Raw genomic sequence first — 21,168 nt, 5'->3', positions numbered from 1 at the left:
ACAGGTACGTTTTGTCTTGTTTAGTTTTCAAAGATCATCTTCGTTATCGCTCAGAGGCGACTTTCTTAATATAACATTTGAGCACCGTGTGCGTCAAGCGTTTTTTAGAATTTCTTTTTGTCAGCTTTTCTTTCAAAGCAACTCAGTTGCTCGTTAGCGACGTTTAATAATATACCATCATAATATTCATGCGTCAATATCTTTTTTCACAAAATATCCTCGATGATAGATTTTTTGTCCCTTTGTCTCAATCGGCTCCACTTGAACAATTCCTTTTTCCACAAAGAAATCAATCATGACGCTAAGGTCAGGCGTGAAATACTTAAGATCAGGATGTGCAAGAAGCTCACCAAAAAGCCATATATCCTTCTGTTCCATGACATGACGCAAATGAGCGGCACCAATTTCTGCTTTTGAATGGATCAAAAAATCATTTGCTAAAAATAAAAGTTCCAAACGTTTATGCAGACTTTCATGGCTTTCAATCAGTTCTGAATAAAGTTTGTATACTTCCGGCTCCATGTGACGCACTTGGTTCCAAACGGTCACTTCTGGGTGGAAGCCTTTATCAATTACTTCAATACGTGCTAAGTGATGCAGGGCATGCACAATGGAATTATATGCATCAAGGAATTGATTTGACTCAAAAAATGCTTTTCCTTCTATATATCTGCGAATGAGCTTGCCATATTCTAAACCGATTTTGAGCTTGCGGTTTGAAAACGGGAATGTACTTAGTTCATCAATTAAGTTGAAGATATATTCATTTCGATCAAACAGGACTTTTCCATTCAAAATCCAATCGATGATTCGGCGGTTAGTACCGAGGGTAATCCATTCCTTCAGTTGATCATCTGTGACAACGTTTAAAGAAGCTGTTTGGTGATCGGATTCATAGTGCTTGATAAATAACGGCTCTTCCGCTTCTTTTACGATGACTAAAAGTGCTGCATCAAAGTTATCCGTCTCAGAAGATACTTTATGTCTTCTTTCTACTATAATCACAGCTAATGTGTCTGGATGGCTTGCTCTCTCTTGATAAATAGGACGGAGAAGATTTTCCATAGTGATTCCTCCAATACTCGGGTGTAAAGTTCTTCTCTAATGCTATGTATTTCTCCTCATAGAATCAAAATTCCTTCAATACATGAAAAAAGATCATTGAATCATTATAAGCAATTTATTCACAAAACTCTATAACTAATTCAAACGGAAAGGTAAAATGTGCTATATTGGAGATAAGGGGGACTAGGGATGGCGAAATACTCCAGTAAGATTAATAAAATCAGAACATTTGCACTTAGTTTGGTTTTTGTTGGCTTTCTGATCATGTATATCGGTGTGTTCTTCAAGGAATCGATCTGGCTGTCGACTTTCTTTATGCTGCTTGGCGTCTTATCGATTGGATTAAGTACAGCCGTTTACTTTTGGATTGGTATGCTTTCTACGAAGGCTGTACGTGTCGTTTGTCCAGGCTGTGAGAAGGAAACAAAAGTGCTTGGGCGTGTGGACATGTGCATGCATTGCAGAGAGCCGCTTACACTTGATCCAGCATTAGAAGGTAAAGAGTTTGATGAATCCTACAATCGAAAAAAGTCATAAAAATAAGCTGACCATTTAAACGGTCAGCTTTTTTCATTAATGATTTTCTTTTTTCGCACATTCTTGACAAGTTCCATAGATCTCCAAGCGATGATGACTGACTTTAAAGCCCGTCACATGGGATGCAAGCTGTTCAACTTCATCAAGGCCAGGATAGTGAAAATCTACGATTTTTCCGCAGTTTTCACAAATCGCATGGTAGTGGTCAGATGTCGCAAAATCAAATCGGCTTGAGGAATCACCATACGTTAATTCCTTTACTAATCCAGATTCCCGGAAGACTCGTAAATTGTTGTAAACCGTTGCGACACTCATGTTTGGAAATTTTCCTTCAAGTGCTTTATATATATCGTCCGCGGTTGGGTGAGTCATAGAATTTACGAGAAACTCCAAGATGGCATGGCGCTGCGGAGTAATTCGAACACCGGTTTCTTTTAGAGCATCTAAAGCGTCTTTTAGTTCGTGAGCAGCCATTTCATCATGCACCTCTCTTCAAAAATATTCTTATATTATAATCTTTATAAATAGTGTACCCCCAGAGCCGAAACTTTGTCAATTACAATCCTCTTTTTTACCTATTCTTCTTTACAAAAAAGACCGGCATGACTGCCGATCTCATCCTGTGAGGATATTAAGCGTGAGCTTTCAATTCCTCAAGTGCTTCCTCTACGTGGTCTTTCACCTTTACTTTTCGCCATTCTTTCACAAGCGTGCCTTCTTTATTAATAAGAAACGTTGAACGCTCGATTCCCATATATTCTTTGCCAAAGTTCTTTTTCAGCTTCCATACCCCAAAGGCTTCAGACAATTTCTGTTCATCGTCTACAAGAAGCAGAAACGGCAAATCATGTTTTTCTTTAAATTTTTGGTGCTTGTCCTGACTGTCTGGGCTTACGCCGATAATGACAGCATCTAATTCTGCAAAGCTTTGATGGCGGTCGCGGAAATCACATGCTTCTGTTGTACAGCCTGGTGTCATATCTTTTGGATAGAAATAAAGGACAATATGTTTTCCTTTAAAATCAGAAAGCTTTACTTTCTCCCCGTTGTCACCGGTTAATTCAATGTCAGGTACTTGCTGCCCTACTTCGATTGTCATGACACAATCCCTCCAACCTATTTTTTAATTAGCCTATCCAATTTTGAGAGGATATTCAACTAAGGACGCTTGCATCGGCATGTTAAAATAATGTTAGACGACGTGATACGTTGAGATAGGAGGCTATTTATGAAATTCACAGAATCAGAAAAATTACATCAAGAGGCGCTGGAGCACATTGTTGGAGGTGTCAACAGCCCGTCTCGTTCATATAAGGCAGTAGGCGGCGGTTCACCCGTTGCGATGGAAAGAGGAGAAGGCGCTTATTTTTGGGATGTTGACGGAAACCGCTATATTGACTATCTAGCAGCATACGGTCCAATTATTACAGGACATGCCCACCCGCATATTACAAAAGCCATCACGAAAGCGGCTGAAACAGGTGTCCTTTACGGAACACCAACGAAACATGAAGTCACTTTTGCTAAAATGCTGAAGGAAGCCATGCCTGCTTTGGACAAAGTTCGTTTTGTCAATTCAGGTACAGAAGCGGTGATGACAACGATTCGCGTGGCTCGCGCATATACAGGCAGAACAAAAATCATTAAGTTTGCCGGATGCTATCACGGCCACTCTGATCTTGTGCTTGTGGCAGCAGGCTCTGGTCCTTCCACTTTAGGAACACCTGATTCTGCGGGCGTACCAAAAAGTATCGCTAATGAAGTCATTACCGTTCCATTTAATGATATTGACAGCTATAAAGAAGCATTAGATCGCTGGGGTGATGAAGTAGCAGCTGTCCTTGTCGAGCCAATTGTCGGGAACTTCGGCATCGTAGAGCCTAAGGACGGTTTCCTGCAGCAGGTCAATGACCTCACACATGAAAAAGGCGCACTGGTGATTTATGATGAAGTCATTACCGCTTTCCGCTTTATGTATGGCGGTGCACAGGACTTGCTTCAAGTAAAACCTGACCTTACTGCATTAGGAAAAATTATTGGCGGCGGACTTCCTATCGGCGCTTACGGCGGTAAAAAAGAAATTATGGAACAAGTTGCCCCGCTTGGACCAGCCTATCAAGCTGGCACAATGGCAGGAAATCCTGCATCCATTCTTTCAGGTATTGCCTGCTTGGAAGTGTTAAAAGAAGACGGTGTTTACGAGCGTCTTGATCAGCTTGGCGCTATGTTAGAAGAAGGGATTTTAGCCCATGCCAAAAAGCATCAAGTAAATATTACAGTGAATCGCTTAAAAGGAGCGCTCACAATTTATTTCACAACAGAAACGATTGTGAACTACGAGCAGGCTGAAAATACGGATGGCGAAATGTTTGCCCGTTTCTTCAAATTAATGCTCGCCCAAGGCATTAACCTCGCTCCTTCTAAATATGAAGCTTGGTTCTTAACGATCGCACATACTGAAAAAGATATTTCTGAGACGCTAAAAGCAGTAGATCATGCATTTGCACAGCTAAAACAATCATAATGAAGTCCAAAACAGGCGTAAAAACATGCGCCTGTTTTTTTATTTACCAACTCTTGTTTGTCAAAAGCGTGCGAATCTGTTACATTTCTTCTCAATACCTTCTTTAGATGTTTTCATGAACTTTCAAAAATCACTTGAATATTTCGGAAGACCGCTGTATATTACTTAGTTGTTTCATCAAAATATGAATGATAAATGACGAGTGATCATCTATTATCGAAAAGAAAGGAATGCAGGGACAAAACCAATGAAACTTGGAGCCCGTATTTTAAAAACTGGTATTGCCATTGTACTCGCGCTTTACCTGGCAACATGGCTTGGGTTGCCAACGCCCGTCTTCGCGGGAATTGCAGCTGTATTTGCTATCCAGCCATCAATTTATCGATCTTTTTTAACCATTGTTGATCAAGTGCAAGCCAATATTATTGGAGCAGCGCTTGCCATTACGTTCGGTCTGCTTTTTGGCACAGGACCAGTCATTATCGGTTTAACCGCCGTCATGGTCATCGCCATTAATTTAAAGCTGAAAATTGAACACACCATACCAATTGCACTTGTAACCGTCATTGCGATTTTAGAAAGTGCAGGGGATCATTTCCTTTCCTTTGCCTTAATTCGAACAGCTACTGTGGTGTTAGGAGTTCTTTCTTCATTTTTAGTGAATTTAATCTTCCTGCCGCCAAAGTATGAAACAAAGCTTGTTCATCACATTATGGAAAATACGGAGGAGATTTTAAAATGGATCCGTCTGACCTCCAGACAGTCTACTGATCATTCCACTTTAAAGGATGACATCGATCAAATAAAAGAACGCATGATCAAATTAGATCATATTTACTTGTTATACAAAGAGGAACGAAGCTATTTAAAGAAAACCACCTATGTCAAATCAAGAAAGCTTGTTTTGTTCAGGCAGGCCATTATGACTTCAAATCGTGCTCTGTATTTACTGAAAAAGCTTCATAAATTAGAAAATGAGATTCATTTGATGCCAGAGCATTTCAGGGAAAGCTTAACGGATGAAATTGATTATTTACTGTATTGGCATGAGCGCACCTTGATGAAATTCGTCGGAAAAATGAAGCCGCAGGACGATGAATTTCAAAATGAATGCTCTCTTCGCCTTGAGACGTTAACGAAATCATTTATTCAGCATCAGCAAAACCAAGAAAATGACCTGCTCGATTACAACATGCTGAATGTCATGTCCAGCATCATCGAATACCGTGATGAATTAGAACATTTAGATACATTGATTACAAGCTTCCAGACGTATCACCCAAAAGATAGTGAAATCGAGACAGAAGAAAAAGAAGCATAAATAGAAAAGACCGATTCCTAGAATCGGTCTTAAATTGTTGACAAAGAGCTAAAATGATCTTGATTTTAGCTCTTTGTCTTCTTTTCAGCGTGACCTGAAAACCTTTGCAGTCTAGGAAGAACGAGTACCGGAGCGGAGCGAATTGAGTATTCGTGAGCACCGGCACGCAGGACTGACACCGAATGCGAGGGTTTGCCCGCGCGCTGAGACCGATTCTGAGAATCGGTCTTATTTTATTTTCTTCATTTTAGGATCTAGTGTGTCTCTTAATCCATCCCCCATCAGGTTAAAGCCTAAAACAGTCAGCATGATCGCTATTCCTGGGAAGAATAATGTCCAAGGGGCTTGAACGAGATAAGGCCTCGCATCGGCGAGCATTTTCCCCCATTCTGGACTTGGCGCCTGTGCCCCCAATCCTAAAAAGCCTAAAGCGGCTGCCTCAATAATTGCCGTTCCGATCGCTAGCGTTGCCTGTACGATGACCGGCACCATACTATTTGGCAGGATGTGGCGCAGAACGATGCGGCGGTGTGACATCCCCACCGCCTTTGCTGCCAGCACGTATTCTTCTTGTTTAATACTCAGCACTTTTGAACGAACGAGCCGTCCAAAGGTTGGGACATTAATAATCGCAATGGCAATAAGGGCATTTTGTAAGGAGGGGCCTAGGATGGAGACAATAGCAATCGCTAATAGAATGCTAGGAAAAGCAAGTAAAATATCAAACAATCTGGAGATCACAGCATCTAACACTCTTCCGCCATAGCCTGCTATCAATCCAAGCAGTGTGCCTAAAATGACAGACCCGAGGACCGAGAAAAAGCCGACCCATAAGGAAATCCGTGCTCCATGCACAACTCTTGAAAATATATCTCTGCCGAAATCATCCGTACCAAACCAGTGTGCAGCTGAAGGGGCACTAAATCGCTCACCGAGTGATTGTTCATTGATTCCATAAGGAGCAATGAGCGGCGCAAAGATCGCTAGGATCAGAAATAAAAAAACAATCACACTACCAATGACCGCCAGCTTATGCTGAAAGAACTGCTTCATTGATTCAAGAATCAATGATTGAGAGCGTTCATCTTTTGGCTGAGGTAGTTCAAGTTCTTTTTGTGCTTCCATATTGTCACTCTCCCTCCCTAATATTTAATCCTTGGATCAATGACCGCATACAAGATGTCCACAATGAAATTGATCAGGACAAATATAAGCGCAACGACGAGAATACCTGTTTGAATGACTGGGTAATCACGATAACTGATGGCGTCATATATATACCGCCCAATTCCCGGCCAAGCAAAAATGGTTTCTGTTAAAATCGCTCCACCAAGCAAGAGTCCTGTCTGAAGACCAATAATCGTCAAGATCGGAATGAGCGCATTTTTCAGGCCATGCTGATAAATGATAAAAAATGAACGTACTCCTTTTGCTTTTGCTGTTCGAATAAAGTCGGAATGAAGCACTTCCAGCATACTTGCCCTTGTAATTCTCGCAATAATCGCAGCAGGAATTGTGGCGAGGGCTGTACTTGGTAAGATCAAATGCTTGATGCTGTCAGCGAATTGATCAAACCGGCCTTGTAAAAGCGTGTCCAGTGTATGAATATACGTAATCGATTCGACTGGATTCCTTACGTCTTCTCGGCCCGTTGTCGGCAAAATACCTAATTCGATCGAGAACAGCCACTGCCCCATTAAGCCTAACCAGAAAATTGGCATGGACACTCCGATGAGTGCAATAAACATCGCGGCATAATCAAAGAAGGAATGCTTAAACCAAGCACTAATGATTCCGGCATTCACTCCCACGACAATCGCCAGCACCATGGCAAAAAAGGTCAATTCTAACGTCGCAAATAAGTAAGGCTTCATTTCCTGGGCAATAGCCGCTCCTGTTCGAATGGAAGTCCCTAAATCCCCTTTTAAAAGGCCAAGCATATAATGACCGTATTGAACGTACCATGGCTGATCTAAACCGAGCTGGATCGTTAATTGTTCTACAGCCTCTTTCGTTGCCCGCTGTCCTAAGATGACCTGCGCTGGATTTCCAGGTATAAAACGAATAATTGAAAACACGACCAATGTCATTCCGATCAGTACTGGGATGAGCATTCCTGCCCGCTTCATACAATAAGCAAACAAACAGCTTTCACCGCCTTTATCTTTGTTTGATAAGGGAGATACATGATCTCCCTTATTTGCTTATTCGAAATACACGTCAGTTAAAGCTTCTGAACCAGTTGGATGCGGCTGATAGCCTTTTAAATCATTAGAAGCGGCAAGCATTGGAATCGAATGCACCAATGGAATCCAAGGCGCTTCGTCATGAATGATTTCCTGCGCTTTTTTATACAGCTCATTTCGTTTCTTTTGATCTGTGTCTGTTTGCGCTTCAATGAGAATGTCATGCATTTTATCGTTTTCGAAGAATGTATAGTTGTTACCGCCAATGCTGTCTTTGTCCAGCAGTGTGTAAATGAAATTATCAGGATCGCCATTGTCCCCTGTCCAGCCTAATAAGAACACATCTGCTTCCCCTTTACTTGCTTTATCTAAATAGGTCGCCCAGTCATATGTGACAATTTCTGCTTTGACGCCGACCTTTTCAAAATTTGACTGAATGACTTCTGCTACCTTCATCCCATCTGGCATGTATGGACGTGGTACAGGCATCGCCCAAAGCTTGATGCGAAAGCCGTCAGGGAAGCCCGCTTCTTTTAATAGTTCTTTCGCTTTTTCTGGATCATACGGATATGGCTCAATGTCGTCATTGTAGCCTTCTAAAGCTGGCGGCAATGGATTTTTTGCTGGCTCAGCAAGTCCGCCATAAAATGACTCAATAATCGATTCTTTATCGACCGCATAATTGAGTGCCTGACGAACCAGCTTGTTATCAAGCGGCTTTCTTGTGACGGTCAGTCCGATATAGCCTACGTTCATCGATGGTCTTTCAATGAGCTGGAGTGCTTTATCGGTTTTAATGCCATCTAAATCTGACGGATTCACGCCATCCATTAAGTCGATCTCACCTGTTTTAAGGGCATTTAAACGAGCAGAGTTTTCTGGAATGGAGCGGAAGATGATTTGATTCAGCTTTGGTTTATCCTTCTGCCAATAATCCTCGTTTTTTTCTAACACGATACGGTCGTTTTGCTTCCACTCTTTAAACTTAAATGGTCCTGTCCCCACTGGATTTTCTCTAAATGAATCGCCGCTTTTTTCAACTGCGGCTGGACTGGCGATGCCAAATGGTGACATGGCAATGTTTTTGAGGAATGTCGCCTGCGGGCGCTTTAGCTGAAATTCAATTTCATGCTCGCCTTTGACGATGATGTCTTTAATGACATGCCCTTTATCTTTTTTATAGCCGCCAAACATACCATAGTAAGGAAACTTTTCTGCGTCTCCATTCATCCAGCGGTCAAAGTTGAATTTCACTGCTTCTGCGTTAAAGTCTGTACCATCGTGGAATTTCACACCTTTTCTTAAGTAGAACGTGTATGATTTTCCGTCCTTTGCAACATCCCATTCTGTTGCGAGGCCAGGATGGATGGTCGTGTCTTTCTCACCGTAATTCAAAAGCTTTTCAAATATATTCTCTGTGACCTTAAAGGTTTCGCCTTCTGTTGTTGTGATTGGATCTAGTGAAGTGGAATCTCCCCCTCTGCCAAATACGAGGGTATCTTTTGTTGCCTTTTCTTCTGATGTCGGTGAAGACGAGCATCCCCCTAAAAAGAGCGCCAGTGCCAGCACAAAAATGAAACTACTGAATAACCATGTCTTCTTCATTGTGTTCCTCCTTTTGATATAAATAACACGCGGCCGCGTGCCCCGGTGCCTCCTCATACAAAGCAGGAACTGCTTTCAGGCATTTCTCCCATCTTTTTGGACACCTTTTGTAGAAAGGACAGCCGCCGCGTTCCGTCATTGTGGTTTCTTCTGCTGCCACATCTTGCGCCTCTAGTACGTGATCCATATGTGGAATGGATTTCAGAAGCAGCGACGTATAGGGATGAAGCGGGCTGTGAAACACATCTTCGGCAGGCCCCATCTCCACAATGCGCCCAGCATACATGACGGCGATCCGGTCACTCATATATCTGACAACCCCAAGGTCGTGAGAAATAAACAGATACGTCAGAGAAAGCGTCTTTTGCAATTCAAGCATCAAATTCAAAATTTGCGCTTGAACGGATACATCTAAAGCCGAAACTGGTTCATCGGCAATAACTAGACTTGGGTGCGTAATAAGTGCTCTAGCGATACCGATACGCTGCCTTTGTCCGCCGCTGAATTGATGCGCATAACGTTCCCCGTAAGACGGATCAAACCCAACAATGTGCAGCATCTCTTTTACCCGTTTCCGTCTTTCTGCTTTCGTCCCATGCTGATGGACAATCAGCGGTTCCTCTAAAATATCTTTGATTTTCATTCTCGGATTTAAAGAAGCATATGGATCTTGAAAGATCATTTGAATATCTTTTCTTAAGGAACGCATGTCTCGTTCTTTTAGAAGGGTGATCTCCTGCCCTTTTAATTGAATAGAGCCTGACGTCGGTTCAGTCAATCTCATTAGGCTTTTGCCAAGTGTTGATTTACCGCAGCCTGATTCACCAACAATGCCAAGCGTTTCTCCTTCCTTCACGTGAAAGGACACTTGATTTAATGCCAAAGTCGATTGTTTATGTTTAGAAAAAAAAGCGGCTGTGTCATACCGTTTTGTCAGCTGATTCACTTGCAAGAGTGGGTGACTCAGTGTCTTCTCCTCCTTCCATTAGAAAACATGCCACGCGGTGATTGTGTTCTATGGATTGTAAGGCTGGATCTTTTTCAAGACATTGCGCCATTTGATATGGGCAGCGTGGTGCAAATTGACAGCCGGACCGGATGGCCCCTGGCTTTGGCACATGACCTGCAATAGAGATGAGTTTTTCTTTTTTCTCTTTAAACGATGGGACTGAGGCGAAAAGACCTTTCGTGTAGGGATGCAGAGGTTTTTGGAAAATACGGTCAACGGTTCCTTCTTCTACAATTCGACCGGCATACATAATCATGACTCGCTGGCATATTTGCCGCACGACACCTAGATCATGGGTAATAAATAAAATAGCAGTGTCCATTTCTTCGTTCAGCTTTTTGAGCAGACGAAGGATTTGTGCTTGGATGGTTACATCAAGTGCAGTTGTCGGTTCATCAGCGATCATGAGCTTTGGGTGACAAAGCATTGCCATCGCAATCATGACTCGCTGGCGCATGCCGCCTGATAATTCATGTGGATATTTTTTAAGCAGCGATTCCGCTTGCTTCAACCCAACTGTTTCAAGAAGATCAACCGCCTTCGCTTTTGCTTCTTTTTGACCGATTGCTTGATGTGTGAAAAGGGCTTCCGTCATTTGTTTGCCGATGGTCATTAATGGGTTCAGAGAGGTCATGGGCTCTTGGAAAATCATCGAAATGTCATTTCCTCTTATCTCTCGCCACTGTTTCTCTGAAAGTGACAGCAGATTTTGCCCTTCGAAATGGACCTCGCCCGTTGTATCGGTTTGCTGATTCAATCCCATTAATGACATGCTTGTGATACTTTTCCCGCAGCCAGATTCGCCCACAATTCCTAACGTTTCCCCTTTTTGAATCGAGAACGATATGTGATGGACGATGGGCACTTTTTGCTTTTTCTGCTGAAACGCAATGGACAGCTGTTTGACATCTAGCAGCACGTCTTGTTCTTTCACATATTCACCACCCCGTCATACTTTTTAAAATTGTATTGAGACAAGCTGGGAAATATGTCATGTTTTTGACAAGCATAAAAAAGCCTATCCGCTAGAATCGGATAGGCTTCTACTAATTTAATGTTTGAATGGTAAATAAATGACGATAGTGGCTGTCTTGATTCATTAATTCTTCGTGTGTTCCCTTTTCCACAATTTCGCCTTGTTCCATGACCACAATTTGGTCAGCGTGTGTAATGGTTGATAATCGGTGTGCGACAATAAAGGTTGTGCGATCCTTCGCCAGCTTTTGCATCGCTTCTTGAATGTAATGCTCACTTTCTAAATCAAGTGCAGACGTCGCTTCGTCTAAAATTAAAAGCGGTGGATTTTTTAGAAATACTCTTGCAATGGAAATCCGCTGTTTTTGTCCGCCTGACAGCTTCACGCCCCGTTCTCCTACTTTCGTGTCATATCCTTCAGGAAGAGACATAATAAAATCATGGGCGTTTGCCGCTTTTGCAGCCGACACGATTTTTTCAAAAGATGCTTCAGGGTCACCAACCGCAATATTTTCTTTAATTGTGTCACTGAATAGGAACGTATCCTGCAGCACCATTCCGACTTGATTTCGAAGACTTCTTGCTTTGTACTCTTTGATATCAATGCCGTCAATTTCAAGTGACCCGTTCGTCACATCATAAAACCTTGGAATTAAGCTGACGAGTGTCGACTTCCCTCCACCGCTCATTCCTACAAGGGCAACCGTTTGTCCTTTTTCTACTTTCAAGGAGATATTGTGCAGAATCTCTTCCTGCGTGTGTTCATAACGAAACGACACATGTTTAAACTCTACCTCTCCTTTTAAATGATTGGCTTCTTTTGCATTCGGCCGGTCTGTGACCTCATATGGCTCATCAATAAACTCAAAGATCCGATCCATTGATGCAACGGACTGGGTTAACGTCGTGGATGAGTTAATGAGACGGCGAATCGGATTATACATCCGGTCAATATAGCCGACAAAGGCGATCATCGTCCCAATTGAAAGCGACCCGTTAATCACGGTGTAACCCGCAAATGCAATGATTAACAGCGGCGCAATGTCGGTGATGGTATTGACGACAGCAAATGTTTTTGCATTCCAATTCGTATGGTTGATTGCTTTGTTTAAGAAATTTTTGTTTTCATCATGAAAATTCTCTTGTTCATATTCTTCAATCGCAAAGCTTCGAATGACCGGCATTCCTTGTACTCGCTCATGCAGGTGCCCTTGCACTTCAGCCAGCGCCTGTGACCGCTCTTTTGTCAGCTTACGAAGCCGTCCGTAAAAATACTTTACTGCAAACGCGTATAGCGGAAAAATAATGACAGACACGATGGTGAGCTTCAGATCCAGTGTACACATAATAGCGATCACGATCAGTACAGTCATCATATCCAGCCAAATGTTCATAAGACCTGTGATGACAAATTCCTTTGTCTGCTCCACATCGTTGATCACTCTTGAAATAATTTCTCCTGTTCTCGTGTTGGCATAATAACGAAGACTTAGCTTTTGAATATGCGAGAACAGCTTCTCCCGAATATCAAACAAAACCTTACTGCCTGTCCACTGAGCGTAGTATTGTCTATAGTATTCAACAGGCGGCCTCAACACTAAAAATAATACGAGCATGATTCCCATTATGATCAGTAGAGTTGATGTCTTTTCTTCAGCTGACCCCGAGCCTTGAATGACATCATCAATGACATATTTTAAAAGCAGAGGCAAGGTTAAGGGAATCGAGAACTTAATCATTCCGATGACCATTGTCAATGCAATCTGTTTTTTATACGGTGTTACAAAAGCCATGTAGCGTTTAATGACCCCCATGTAAATCTCCTTCCCAATCTATCAGTGCCTCTTATCCGTACGCAGTCAAAAACCTGTTAGCCTAAAAAGCCAAACAGGTTTTTCGATGCTCTTGCTTATTTTGTATAATGTAAAAAACGTTCATACCACATATCCACAAATTCAGGAGCAAACGGACCTTTCCGCTGGTGAATCCAATGCAGTAATGTATTCAGATGCTCTCTTAAGATACTATCGATTTCTTTTGGATAATTCATCTGCCTCTTATGATCTGCATATTCGTCCTCATCCAAAATATTGTACGTCATGTCTGGAAAGACTTTGACGTCTAAATCGTAATCAATATACTTAATTGCCTCATCATCTGTCGCAAAAGGAGAGCTGATGTTGCAGTAATAATATACCCCATCATCTCTAAGCATCCCAATTACATTAAACCATTGTTTTGCATGGAAATAGCAAATAGCCGGTTCTCTCGTCATCCAAGTACGGCCGTCGGATTCAGTCACCATTGTACGGTCGTTTGCACCAATGATACACAATTCCGTTGCTTTCAGAATGGTGGTTTCATTCCAAATCCTGTGGATCAAGCCATTATGTTTATAGCTTTGAATTTGGATGGTTTCTCCTTCCTTGGGATAGCCCATATTTTCTCCCCTACTTTCTATAACAAACAAACCTAACAGTCCAAAGACCTAATTTCCCAACTAAACATGTCTCTATTATATTATACCGTTACATCATTAAAAAATGAAATGAAAAAGCCATTCAACCCAATTGAACGGCACACTGACTTACATCACGCTAGAACTCTTTTCCATCTGTTTATATGAATTGATGACCTCTTCTGTCTGTTTTTTAAACAAGGTTTGCACTTTTTGCAGTTCCTCACGTTTCTGTTTGATCTGATCACAAAGCCTATGCCACTCTTCTTTTTTTTCATCCTGCAGCAATTGTTTTTCTGTTTCTAAGCATAGATCGAGTTCTCCCTGCACATCGAGCAGCTGATCCATGAGCTGCATTTGTTCTTTTACAAGCTGATCGAAATCAGACATCTAACTCCTCCCTTTTTATCGAATCCACTTTTTGTCTGTATACCATTTCTTGAAAGAAGGAGGAAATCCTTTGACTGTTTATGTAGAGGTTTTACAGGTTTTGTCGGATGGTGGTGAGGGGCAAAAAGAAAAGCACTTCATTCGTATATGAAGTGCTTTCCTTTGTTTCAGTGATTAGCTGTTTTGTTGTTTGTTTTGCTCAGCTTTTTGGTTGTATTTTTTTACGTGCTGTGCGTCAGTCTCGCTAGCAAATTCAGTGCCGTATTGACCACCTTGTGCAGCAGCTTGGTTTTGTTTCTTCACTTGTTGTGCGTTTGTTTTGTTTTGTTGTTGATCCATCATTATCACCTCCACGCACATTAATTTGTGCAGAAGGTGTACATCCTATTCATGATTTTTTTAAACAAGCAAAGAACGTCCGCCATCTACAATAATCGTCTGGCCTCTAATCATGTCTGCTTTGCCTGATACAAGGAATTCCACGCTGTCGACCATGTCTTTAATTTCCACCATTCGGCCGGCAGGTGTATTTTTCTTCGCATCTTCTAAAAGCTCTTCACGGTTCGGGAAGTGCTTAAGTGCATCGGTATCGATCGCGCCGCCTGATACAGCGTTGACGACGATATTTTTTTGTGAAAGCTCAACAGAAAGGTAACGTGTTAAAGCTTCTAGTGCTGCTTTTGATACGCCGACGACTGTGTAATTTTCAAGGTAGCGGATAGAGCCAAGAGAACTAATGCTGACGATATGTCCGCCGCCGTTTTTCTCCATTAGTTTCGCCGCTTCTTGTCCGCAGAATAACAAGGCTTTCGCATTGATATTCATCGTCCAGTCCCAATGATTTTCTTCAAGGTCCATAATGGGACGCTGAACACCTGATGCCGCATTGTTTACAAATACATCTAAACGGCCAAAGGTTTCGTCAATTTGCTGAAACATGTCTTTGATTTTCTCAGGCTGGCCTACATTTGCTTTGACAACCAATGTTTTGACACCCATCGCTTCAATTTCTTCCGCTGTTTCAAGTGCGGCTTTTTTGCTTCTCGCATAGTTAATGACAATGTCATATCCTTTTTCAGCGAGGCGAAGGGCTACTTCCTTCCCTACTCCTCTGCTGCTTCCTGTAATTAATGCACATTTACGTTGACTCATTATGGTTCATCTCCTGATTTGAATAGTTTTCGTTCATTCGCTTCACACTAATAGGAAAGTTCCTATTAGGAGGTTACATTCATGTATGTCGGACGCGATTTAAGCCAGCTTGGCATGATGTCCAAGGATCAATGGAAAGATACTGAGCTTGCTTACTTTCATCATGCTTTCCAACAAATTTTACCTTATTTGAATGAAGAAGGGCAATCTAAGTATCGAGAAATCATTTCTGAAATCGAAGACCGCGGGGGTCTGCACCGAAATGAAGCTGATTATACCCACGGGACAACGGTTAAATATGACTAGGCTGCTCAAGTGCCAGCTTCCAAATTTTTTGGTGTGAGACTGGCAAAGCATATGCCTCAAATTCTTCTGTTGTGACTTTTTTCAGCTTCGTGTCATCAGATACAGAGGTAACTCGTCCAAAGAAAACAGAAATATTCCAGATGAGGTGGGTAAATACATGCTGAATGGTGCCTTCTAAATCACCAAGCTCCGCTTGTACACCCGCCTCCTCTTTTAAGAAATCAATCAGCTGCTCTTTTTCCGTTTTTCTTCCCTTCATGGTTTCCATGTTAGGGAATTCCCATAAATTCGCAAGCAGGCCTGTACTTGGCCGCTTATGAATATATAGGTTGCCTGCGTCATCAAATAACACCGCTGCTGCCATTGATTTTGCAGTCGGCTTTTTCTTTTTGCTTTTCACTGGGAGCTCATACTGAACGCCTTCCTCGAATGCCGAGCAATGCATGTTCACAGGGCAAATGAGGCAGGCAGGGGATGTTGGGGTACAAATGAGCGCACCAAGCTCCATCAGCCCTTGATTAAATTCTGACGGCTTTTCCCGGGAAATGAGCTGATCGACCGCAAACTCGAAAATGTTTCTCGTTTTTGGTTTTGCAATATCATCCCATATGGACAAAATACGAGAAATGACCCTCATGACGTTGCCGTCTACCGCAGGATACGGCTTGTTATAGGCGATACTCAGCACTGCGCCGCTCGTATACGGGCCTACACCTTTGAGCTTTGAAAATTGCTCTTTCGTATTAGGGACAATACCATCGTAGGATTCATATACTTCTTTCACAGCTGCCTGTAAATTACGCACTCTTGAGTAGTAGCCAAGACCTTCCCATGCTTTCATGACCTTTTCTTCATCAGCTAAAGCGAGATCCTTCACCGTCGGGAATTGCTCCATAAACCGGTTGAAATACGGAATGACCGTATCTACTCTCGTTTGCTGAAGCATCACTTCTGATACCCAGACGCGGTATGGATCTTGATTTTCACGCCATGGCAATGTTCGTTGTTCTTTTTCATACCAATCAATTAAATCATGCTGAAATCCCGCAATATCTTTGCGGTCCAGCTTTTCTTGAATGTCTTTCATATCTATACTCCTTCTCATTGGACCGAGGGCTAACGTTCTGAATAGAACCTTATTTGTTGTATACTGTTTGTAGATACGTTAACATGTTACATTAAATCGGGATAAAGCAAAAGTGATTTTGCACATAGTCTTGATTGGAGACGTATACTTTGTATGATTGTTCCTAAGCATGACAACTAGGAGGTAATCAATTGGACACTGGTACTCATGTAGTAATGGGCATTTCTCTTGGGGGACTTGCACTTTTAGATCCAGCCGTCAGCGCAGATCCACACATGGCACACGCCGTGATGATCGCGACCATCGCCGGCTCCCAAGCACCAGACATTGATACTGTGCTAAAACTAAAAAATAATGCGGTTTATATAAGAAATCACCGAGGATTTACACATTCCATTCCGGCTGTACTGTTTTGGTCATTGCTGATTCCGGCTATGATTTTCCCATTTGTGCCCGGGGCGAATTTACTTCACCTTTGGTTATGGACACTATTAGCCGTTGTCCTTCATGTGTTTGTCGATATTTTCAATGCATACGGCACGCAGGCCATTCGTCCATTTTCAAAGAAATGGGTAGCGCTTGGGATCATTAATACGTTTGATCCGTTTATCTTTTTTACACACCTTGTCGCCATTGTCGTTTGGGCGATTGGCGGACATCCCGGCTATACGTTTATTACGCTGTATGCCGTGATTTTCTGTTACTATATCGTCAGGGTCATCATGCAGCTTCAGATTAAACGTCAGCTGCGTGCACGATTCGATGAAATTGAAGAGATTATTATTTCGCCTACAATGAAGTTCAGACAATGGCGCATTGCCGTGAAATGTAAATCCTCTTTCCATGTTGGGCGCAGCATGAATGGAGAAGTCGTCATTTTAGACACGTTTAACCGTGTGCCGGTCCCGGATACTGAAATTATGAAAATTGCCAAACAAGATGAAAACATTTCAGCCTTTCTCTCCTTCTCCCCTGTCTACCGGTGGGAAGTGGATAAATTTAAGGATCATTATGAGGTGCGGTTCATTGATTTGCGCTACCGAAGCAAAGGTCACTATCCTTTTGTCGCGATCTGCCATATCGACATGGACCACCAAATCAAAAATTCCTATACCGGCTGGATTTTCAGTGAAGAAAAACTGCAAAAAAAATTAAGACTCGGCTCTGTGTGAGCGAGTCTTTTTTTGTGCTTCACTTTTACAACTTCGTCATATATTCCACAATAAACTCCCAAAAGCCAGGCCCCTCTTGATAAATCAGCCGGTCTATTTTTTCGATGAGTTTGATATAGAGTTCTTGTTCGAGGTCTTCTCTTTCTTGATATGCCGTGTTTTGTAGTTTCTTTTTGATCATGGGTGTGAAGGTTTCAATGAGTTCTTCCATTTCTCCATTGGTCATTTTGTCTTCGTGCACGGACATCTCCCCCTGTTTCTTCTTTTAGTTTGTTGAGTGCTTTTTTGTGAATGTTTGAGATGTTTTGTCTTGTTTCGCCTAACTGATCGGCTATTTCCTTCATCGTTTGGCCTTCGACATAGATTTGGGTTAGGACCATTTTTTGTTTGTCTGTGAGCTGCTGGTAGGCCTTGTACAATGTTTGGTCTTGCAGATGCTCCCCTAAGTCTTGCTGGTTGAAGAGCACAGCTTCATACGTATCTGTTTGAACAGGGTCTTTCACTTCTTGCGTATCAGGATGATCGAGTATGAGCGGAAAACGCTGCTGTTTCTTTTTTACTCGTTTGTCAAAGTCGACTGAAAAGATGCGTATCATTGTGGAGATATACTTGATGATGCGGATTTTCTGATAGAACTGTTTGAACTCGGAATCTAGTTTTTTGGCATTTTCCTCGTTTGGCTCTTCCATGACCTGCCGGAGCAGCTGCTCGTTTTTCGGGTTGCTTAAAAACTGCTGAATGAGCGGGTGATCAATGATTTCCTTCCATTTTGCTTTCAATAACAGCCGATAATCCATGTGCATCCTCCCCTTTGTTCCCTCTACTAGCATTAAGTGGACAAAAGTTAAAAAAAGTAAACTTCGTGAAACGGGTCTAATGGTTCATTTTCTCCCCCTCTGCTTTCCTTTTTCTTCTTTCATACCACTTATATAGAAGACGAGCATCCGCTGGGAGGTGAGACAAATGGAGACCTTTTTTTCAGAGGAATGGCTGAAGCAGCTCGGTCAGGCTGGCTTCCCTGCCATTTTGACGGTTTACTTGCTGACACGCTTTGAACGAAAGTTTGATGAATTAAGCAAGCTCATCCAACGATTAGTCGCTGCTCAAAAAAATGATGAATCAGATTGACATCTGCCTGATTCGTTTCACCTTATGAAAACGAGGGCGAAATGAAAGGCCTTTTGTCACCTCACACAATACGATGTTGAAAGGGGATTTTATCATGAGTGAAAAGCAAAATGGAATACCACAGCCGATTCGAGGAGAAAAAGGAGCAACGGTCAAAATTCCACGTAATCTCGAGCGGGACAGACAAAATCCAGATATGCTCACGCCGCCAGAAACCGATCATGGAACGGTCTCCAACCTGAAATATTCTTTTTCTGATACACACAATCGTTTAGAAAAAGGCGGCTATGCCCGAGAGGTAACAGTCCGCGAACTGCCGATCTCTAAAAGTCTTGCATCTGTCAATATGCGGCTAAAGCCTGGTGCGATTCGTGAGCTGCACTGGCATAAGGAAGCGGAATGGGCGTACATGATTTATGGGGAAGCCCGGATTACATCGGTTGATGCAGAGGGGCGCAATTTTACAGAGGATGTGACTGAGGGTGATTTGTGGTACTTCCCTTCTGGCCTGCCGCACTCTATCCAAGCACTTGAACCGGGAGCTGAATTCTTGCTTGTGTTTGATGATGGGTCATTCTCAGAAAATAGTACGTTCCAAGTAACCGATTGGCTTGCCCACACGCCAGAGGAAGTCGTGCTCAAGAACTTCGGTATGACAAAAGAGCAGTTTGACAAGCTGCCAGAGAAAGAAAAGTATATTTTCCAAAAAGGAATTCCTGGTTCCCTTGAATGTGACAAGGTGAAAACAGAGCAAGGAGAAGTCCCGAATTCCTTTAAATATGAGCTGTTAAAACAGGAGCCGATTACATCAAGCGGCGGACAAGTGTGGATTGCGGACTCTACCAATTTCAAAGCATCTAAAACGATTGCATCCGCTCTTGTGAAAGTTGATCCAGGTGCCATTCGCGAACTGCACTGGCATCCAAATACGGATGAATGGCAATATTTCATTTCTGGAAAAGCACGAATGACGGTATTTGCTTCTGATGGACATGCGAGAACCTTCAACTATCAGGCGGGAGACGTTGGATATGTCCCATTTGCGATGGGGCATTATGTAGAAAATACAGGCGACGAACCGCTTTATTTCTTAGAAATCTTTAAGAGCGATCATTATGCAGACATTTCACTCAATCAGTGGCTTGCGGTCACACCGAAACAGCTTGTTCTTGATCATTTAGATCAAGGCGAAGACTTCTTAAAACTGCTTGATACTGAAAAACATCCTGTGATCGCTGCACCTAAAAAAGAGGATTAACATATAACTTCCTGCAAAAAGGCTGTCCTTTTTGCAGGTATCTTCATGTAAAGGAGTGTTGATTCACCTATGCAGCAATCTGTTCACGCTTTATGGCAAGGGCTGAAATGGCTCATGGCGGCGTCGGCTGTCTGTTACATATTTTTGTTGTTTTGTGTACTGTTCTTTCATTTAACGGGTGCTTTTTATCAATCGATTTTATCGATGCTTTTATTTATGGGCATCTATGTGGTACTTGGGATATCCTTTGAGCATGTGGAGCATGTGCTCATGAGGATTGTTAGAAAGTGCCGTTCCAAAAAACGCTCCATCGTTTTCTATGCCATTTCAATTCATCTCTTGTTTATTTGGGGTGCTGTCTATTTATCAGATGAATTGGTAGGCGGCATTTTACTGTCTACTTCTGAGGAAATTCTCTTTGCCCTAAGCCTTTGGTTGTTTCATTTTTTGTTTGATTATGCGACGTTTTCGTTTGAGAAAGACGCTTAGTGATTTGCTTCATATGATGGATATCGTGTTCGATCAGCCCTTGGAAATAACTTAATAACGTCAGCATGGTTTGACCAATAAAAAAAGGTTCATTCCAGCGAGATGGTTCGATTTTTTTCATTTCTTGAAGTAATTCTGTTCTGACAGAAATAAATCGCCCAATCGTCTCGCTTCTTTCTTCCTTTCTTGCTCTTTCGGCTGACTGCTGATTCATTTCATGCGCATCAGGTGCCTGCGGTAACGCTTGCTCGTTCCAACATTCCTTTAAACGGTCGTGTAAAATAAATTCATCCCACGGAACGAAATGAGCGATGATCTCAGCAATGCTCCATTTTCCCTCAGCGATGGCGCTGCGCCACTCTTTGTCTGTTAATTCCGTTAGCGACTGTACCCATTCAATGGAGTGTTGATAGTGTTTTATCACGGTGTCTTTGTTCATGTTTTGTTATCCCCTCCATGTTTGTTTTATCAGAAATTGGTTTGTTTCATCCTTGCGAAATCATGTA

The 21,168-nt window shown here is 42.3% G+C and carries 24 protein-coding genes and 1 pseudogene; 8 read left to right on the top strand and 17 right to left on the bottom strand.

The genetic code is table 11. The annotated features are described in order from the left end of the window. Window positions 1-186: 186 nt before the first annotated feature. Entirely contained in the window at window positions 187-1,065 is an 879-nt protein-coding gene (locus NSU11_RS04425; protein WP_024425790.1) for a nucleotidyltransferase-like protein, read from the bottom strand. 189 nt (window positions 1,066-1,254) lie between these two features. On the opposite strand from NSU11_RS04425, the gene NSU11_RS04420 reads away from it, so the two are divergent. Beyond that, entirely contained in the window at window positions 1,255-1,602 is a 348-nt protein-coding gene (locus NSU11_RS04420; RefSeq protein ID WP_024425201.1) for a YgzB family protein, read from the top strand. 36 nt (window positions 1,603-1,638) lie between these two features. Here NSU11_RS04420 and perR read toward each other — a convergent pair whose 3' ends face one another. Next, window positions 1,639-2,076, bottom strand: coding sequence for a peroxide-responsive transcriptional repressor PerR (gene perR / locus NSU11_RS04415; RefSeq protein ID WP_012009347.1), 438 nt, complete (start codon window positions 2,074-2,076; stop codon window positions 1,639-1,641). A gap of 157 nt (window positions 2,077-2,233) precedes the next feature. Beyond that, window positions 2,234-2,701, bottom strand: coding sequence for a thioredoxin-dependent thiol peroxidase (bcp, locus tag NSU11_RS04410; protein ID WP_024425791.1), 468 nt, complete (start codon window positions 2,699-2,701; stop codon window positions 2,234-2,236). Window positions 2,702-2,830: 129 nt separating this feature from the next. Here bcp and NSU11_RS04405 point away from each other — a divergent pair, with 129 nt between their 5' ends. Both NSU11_RS04405 and NSU11_RS04400 read left to right on the top strand, forming a co-directional pair. Continuing rightward, window positions 2,831-4,126 carry a glutamate-1-semialdehyde 2,1-aminomutase gene (locus tag NSU11_RS04405; protein WP_024425202.1) on the top strand — a complete coding sequence of 432 codons (1,296 nt, stop codon included), beginning with the start codon at window positions 2,831-2,833 and terminating at the stop codon, window positions 4,124-4,126. A 247-nt stretch (window positions 4,127-4,373) separates the two neighbouring features. Next, window positions 4,374-5,447, top strand: a complete 1,074-nt coding sequence (locus tag NSU11_RS04400) for an aromatic acid exporter family protein (RefSeq protein WP_024425203.1) — start codon at window positions 4,374-4,376, stop codon at window positions 5,445-5,447. Window positions 5,448-5,675: 228 nt separating this feature from the next. On the opposite strand, the gene NSU11_RS04395 is transcribed toward NSU11_RS04400, so the two are convergent. From NSU11_RS04395 to fabL, 10 genes and pseudogenes are all read right to left on the bottom strand, one after another. After that, complete coding sequence (locus NSU11_RS04395; RefSeq protein ID WP_073204415.1) at window positions 5,676-6,572, bottom strand: ABC transporter permease; 897 nt, start codon at window positions 6,570-6,572, stop codon at window positions 5,676-5,678. 17 nt (window positions 6,573-6,589) lie between these two features. Then, entirely contained in the window at window positions 6,590-7,591 is a 1,002-nt protein-coding gene (locus tag NSU11_RS04390) for an ABC transporter permease (protein WP_024425205.1), read from the bottom strand. A gap of 60 nt (window positions 7,592-7,651) precedes the next feature. Further along, window positions 7,652-9,238, bottom strand: coding sequence for an ABC transporter substrate-binding protein (locus NSU11_RS04385; protein WP_151863195.1), 1,587 nt, complete (start codon window positions 9,236-9,238; stop codon window positions 7,652-7,654). Continuing rightward, window positions 9,213-10,190: an ABC transporter ATP-binding protein gene (locus NSU11_RS04380; protein WP_080708071.1), complete on the bottom strand. Its 978-nt coding sequence runs from the start codon at window positions 10,188-10,190 to the stop codon at window positions 9,213-9,215. Before NSU11_RS04380 ends, NSU11_RS04385 begins: the two co-directional genes overlap by 26 nt. After that, window positions 10,159-11,181 carry an ABC transporter ATP-binding protein gene (locus NSU11_RS04375; RefSeq protein WP_122632170.1) on the bottom strand — a complete coding sequence of 341 codons (1,023 nt, stop codon included), beginning with the start codon at window positions 11,179-11,181 and terminating at the stop codon, window positions 10,159-10,161. The genes NSU11_RS04380 and NSU11_RS04375 overlap by 32 nt, the downstream gene beginning before the upstream one ends. A gap of 112 nt (window positions 11,182-11,293) precedes the next feature. Further along, window positions 11,294-13,036 (bottom strand): ABC transporter ATP-binding protein, encoded by a 1,743-nt coding sequence (locus NSU11_RS04370; RefSeq protein WP_133744902.1) that lies wholly within the window; start codon window positions 13,034-13,036, stop codon window positions 11,294-11,296. Between the two features lie 95 nt (window positions 13,037-13,131). Continuing rightward, window positions 13,132-13,662, bottom strand: coding sequence for a DUF402 domain-containing protein (locus NSU11_RS04365; protein WP_024425209.1), 531 nt, complete (start codon window positions 13,660-13,662; stop codon window positions 13,132-13,134). A gap of 147 nt (window positions 13,663-13,809) precedes the next feature. Continuing rightward, window positions 13,810-14,070 (bottom strand): YgaB family protein, encoded by a 261-nt coding sequence (locus NSU11_RS04360; RefSeq protein ID WP_149125842.1) that lies wholly within the window; start codon window positions 14,068-14,070, stop codon window positions 13,810-13,812. A gap of 174 nt (window positions 14,071-14,244) precedes the next feature. Continuing rightward, window positions 14,245-14,394: pseudogene (locus NSU11_RS04355) on the bottom strand (gamma-type small acid-soluble spore protein); the annotation flags it as partial. 75 nt (window positions 14,395-14,469) lie between these two features. Further along, entirely contained in the window at window positions 14,470-15,222 is a 753-nt protein-coding gene (gene fabL, locus NSU11_RS04350; protein ID WP_024425211.1) for an enoyl-[acyl-carrier-protein] reductase FabL, read from the bottom strand. Window positions 15,223-15,303: 81 nt separating this feature from the next. On the opposite strand from fabL, the gene NSU11_RS04345 reads away from it, so the two are divergent. Next, complete coding sequence (locus NSU11_RS04345; RefSeq protein ID WP_003217808.1) at window positions 15,304-15,528, top strand: hypothetical protein; 225 nt, start codon at window positions 15,304-15,306, stop codon at window positions 15,526-15,528. Here the strand turns inward: NSU11_RS04345 and mutY are convergent. Continuing rightward, window positions 15,515-16,615 carry an A/G-specific adenine glycosylase gene (gene mutY / locus NSU11_RS04340; RefSeq protein ID WP_149125843.1) on the bottom strand — a complete coding sequence of 367 codons (1,101 nt, stop codon included), beginning with the start codon at window positions 16,613-16,615 and terminating at the stop codon, window positions 15,515-15,517. The two genes, NSU11_RS04345 and mutY, sit on opposite strands and share 14 nt — an antisense overlap. 191 nt (window positions 16,616-16,806) lie before the next feature. Between mutY and NSU11_RS04335 the strand changes: the two genes are divergently transcribed. Further along, the gene (locus tag NSU11_RS04335) at window positions 16,807-17,787 is read left to right on the top strand and encodes a metal-dependent hydrolase (RefSeq protein WP_342493818.1); all 981 of its coding nucleotides are present in this window, start codon (window positions 16,807-16,809) and stop codon (window positions 17,785-17,787) included. 25 nt (window positions 17,788-17,812) lie between these two features. Here NSU11_RS04335 and rsoA read toward each other — a convergent pair whose 3' ends face one another. Next, window positions 17,813-18,034, bottom strand: coding sequence for a sigma-O factor regulator RsoA (rsoA, locus tag NSU11_RS04330; RefSeq protein WP_029707333.1), 222 nt, complete (start codon window positions 18,032-18,034; stop codon window positions 17,813-17,815). After that, on the bottom strand, window positions 17,982-18,584 hold the full coding sequence (locus NSU11_RS04325) for a sigma-70 family RNA polymerase sigma factor (RefSeq protein ID WP_024425214.1): 603 nt from the start codon (window positions 18,582-18,584) through the stop codon (window positions 17,982-17,984). The genes rsoA and NSU11_RS04325 overlap by 53 nt, the downstream gene beginning before the upstream one ends. A 166-nt stretch (window positions 18,585-18,750) precedes the next feature. Between NSU11_RS04325 and NSU11_RS04320 the strand changes: the two genes are divergently transcribed. The 3 genes from NSU11_RS04320 (at window position 18,751) to NSU11_RS04310 (ending at window position 20,662) form a co-directional block, all read left to right on the top strand. Beyond that, a complete protein-coding gene (locus NSU11_RS04320) occupies window positions 18,751-18,915 on the top strand; it encodes a YvrJ family protein (protein ID WP_073204399.1) in 165 nt (54 codons plus the stop codon). Between the two features lie 94 nt (window positions 18,916-19,009). Further along, window positions 19,010-20,173, top strand: coding sequence for an oxalate decarboxylase family bicupin (locus NSU11_RS04315; RefSeq protein ID WP_024425215.1), 1,164 nt, complete (start codon window positions 19,010-19,012; stop codon window positions 20,171-20,173). Window positions 20,174-20,242: 69 nt separating this feature from the next. Further along, entirely contained in the window at window positions 20,243-20,662 is a 420-nt protein-coding gene (locus tag NSU11_RS04310; protein WP_342493817.1) for a regulatory YrvL family protein, read from the top strand. On the opposite strand, the gene NSU11_RS04305 is transcribed toward NSU11_RS04310, so the two are convergent. Then, window positions 20,571-21,101: a DinB family protein gene (locus tag NSU11_RS04305; RefSeq protein WP_171464084.1), complete on the bottom strand. Its 531-nt coding sequence runs from the start codon at window positions 21,099-21,101 to the stop codon at window positions 20,571-20,573. The two genes, NSU11_RS04310 and NSU11_RS04305, sit on opposite strands and share 92 nt — an antisense overlap. Window positions 21,102-21,168 lie beyond the last annotated feature (67 nt).

The sequence above is a fragment of the Bacillus sp. FSL R5-0712 genome, from assembly GCF_038593285.1.
Lineage (GTDB): Bacteria > Bacillota > Bacilli > Bacillales > Bacillaceae > Bacillus > Bacillus safensis.
Note: the sequence above shows the minus strand (reverse complement) of the source record. Positions and strands in the feature narration are given on the sequence as shown.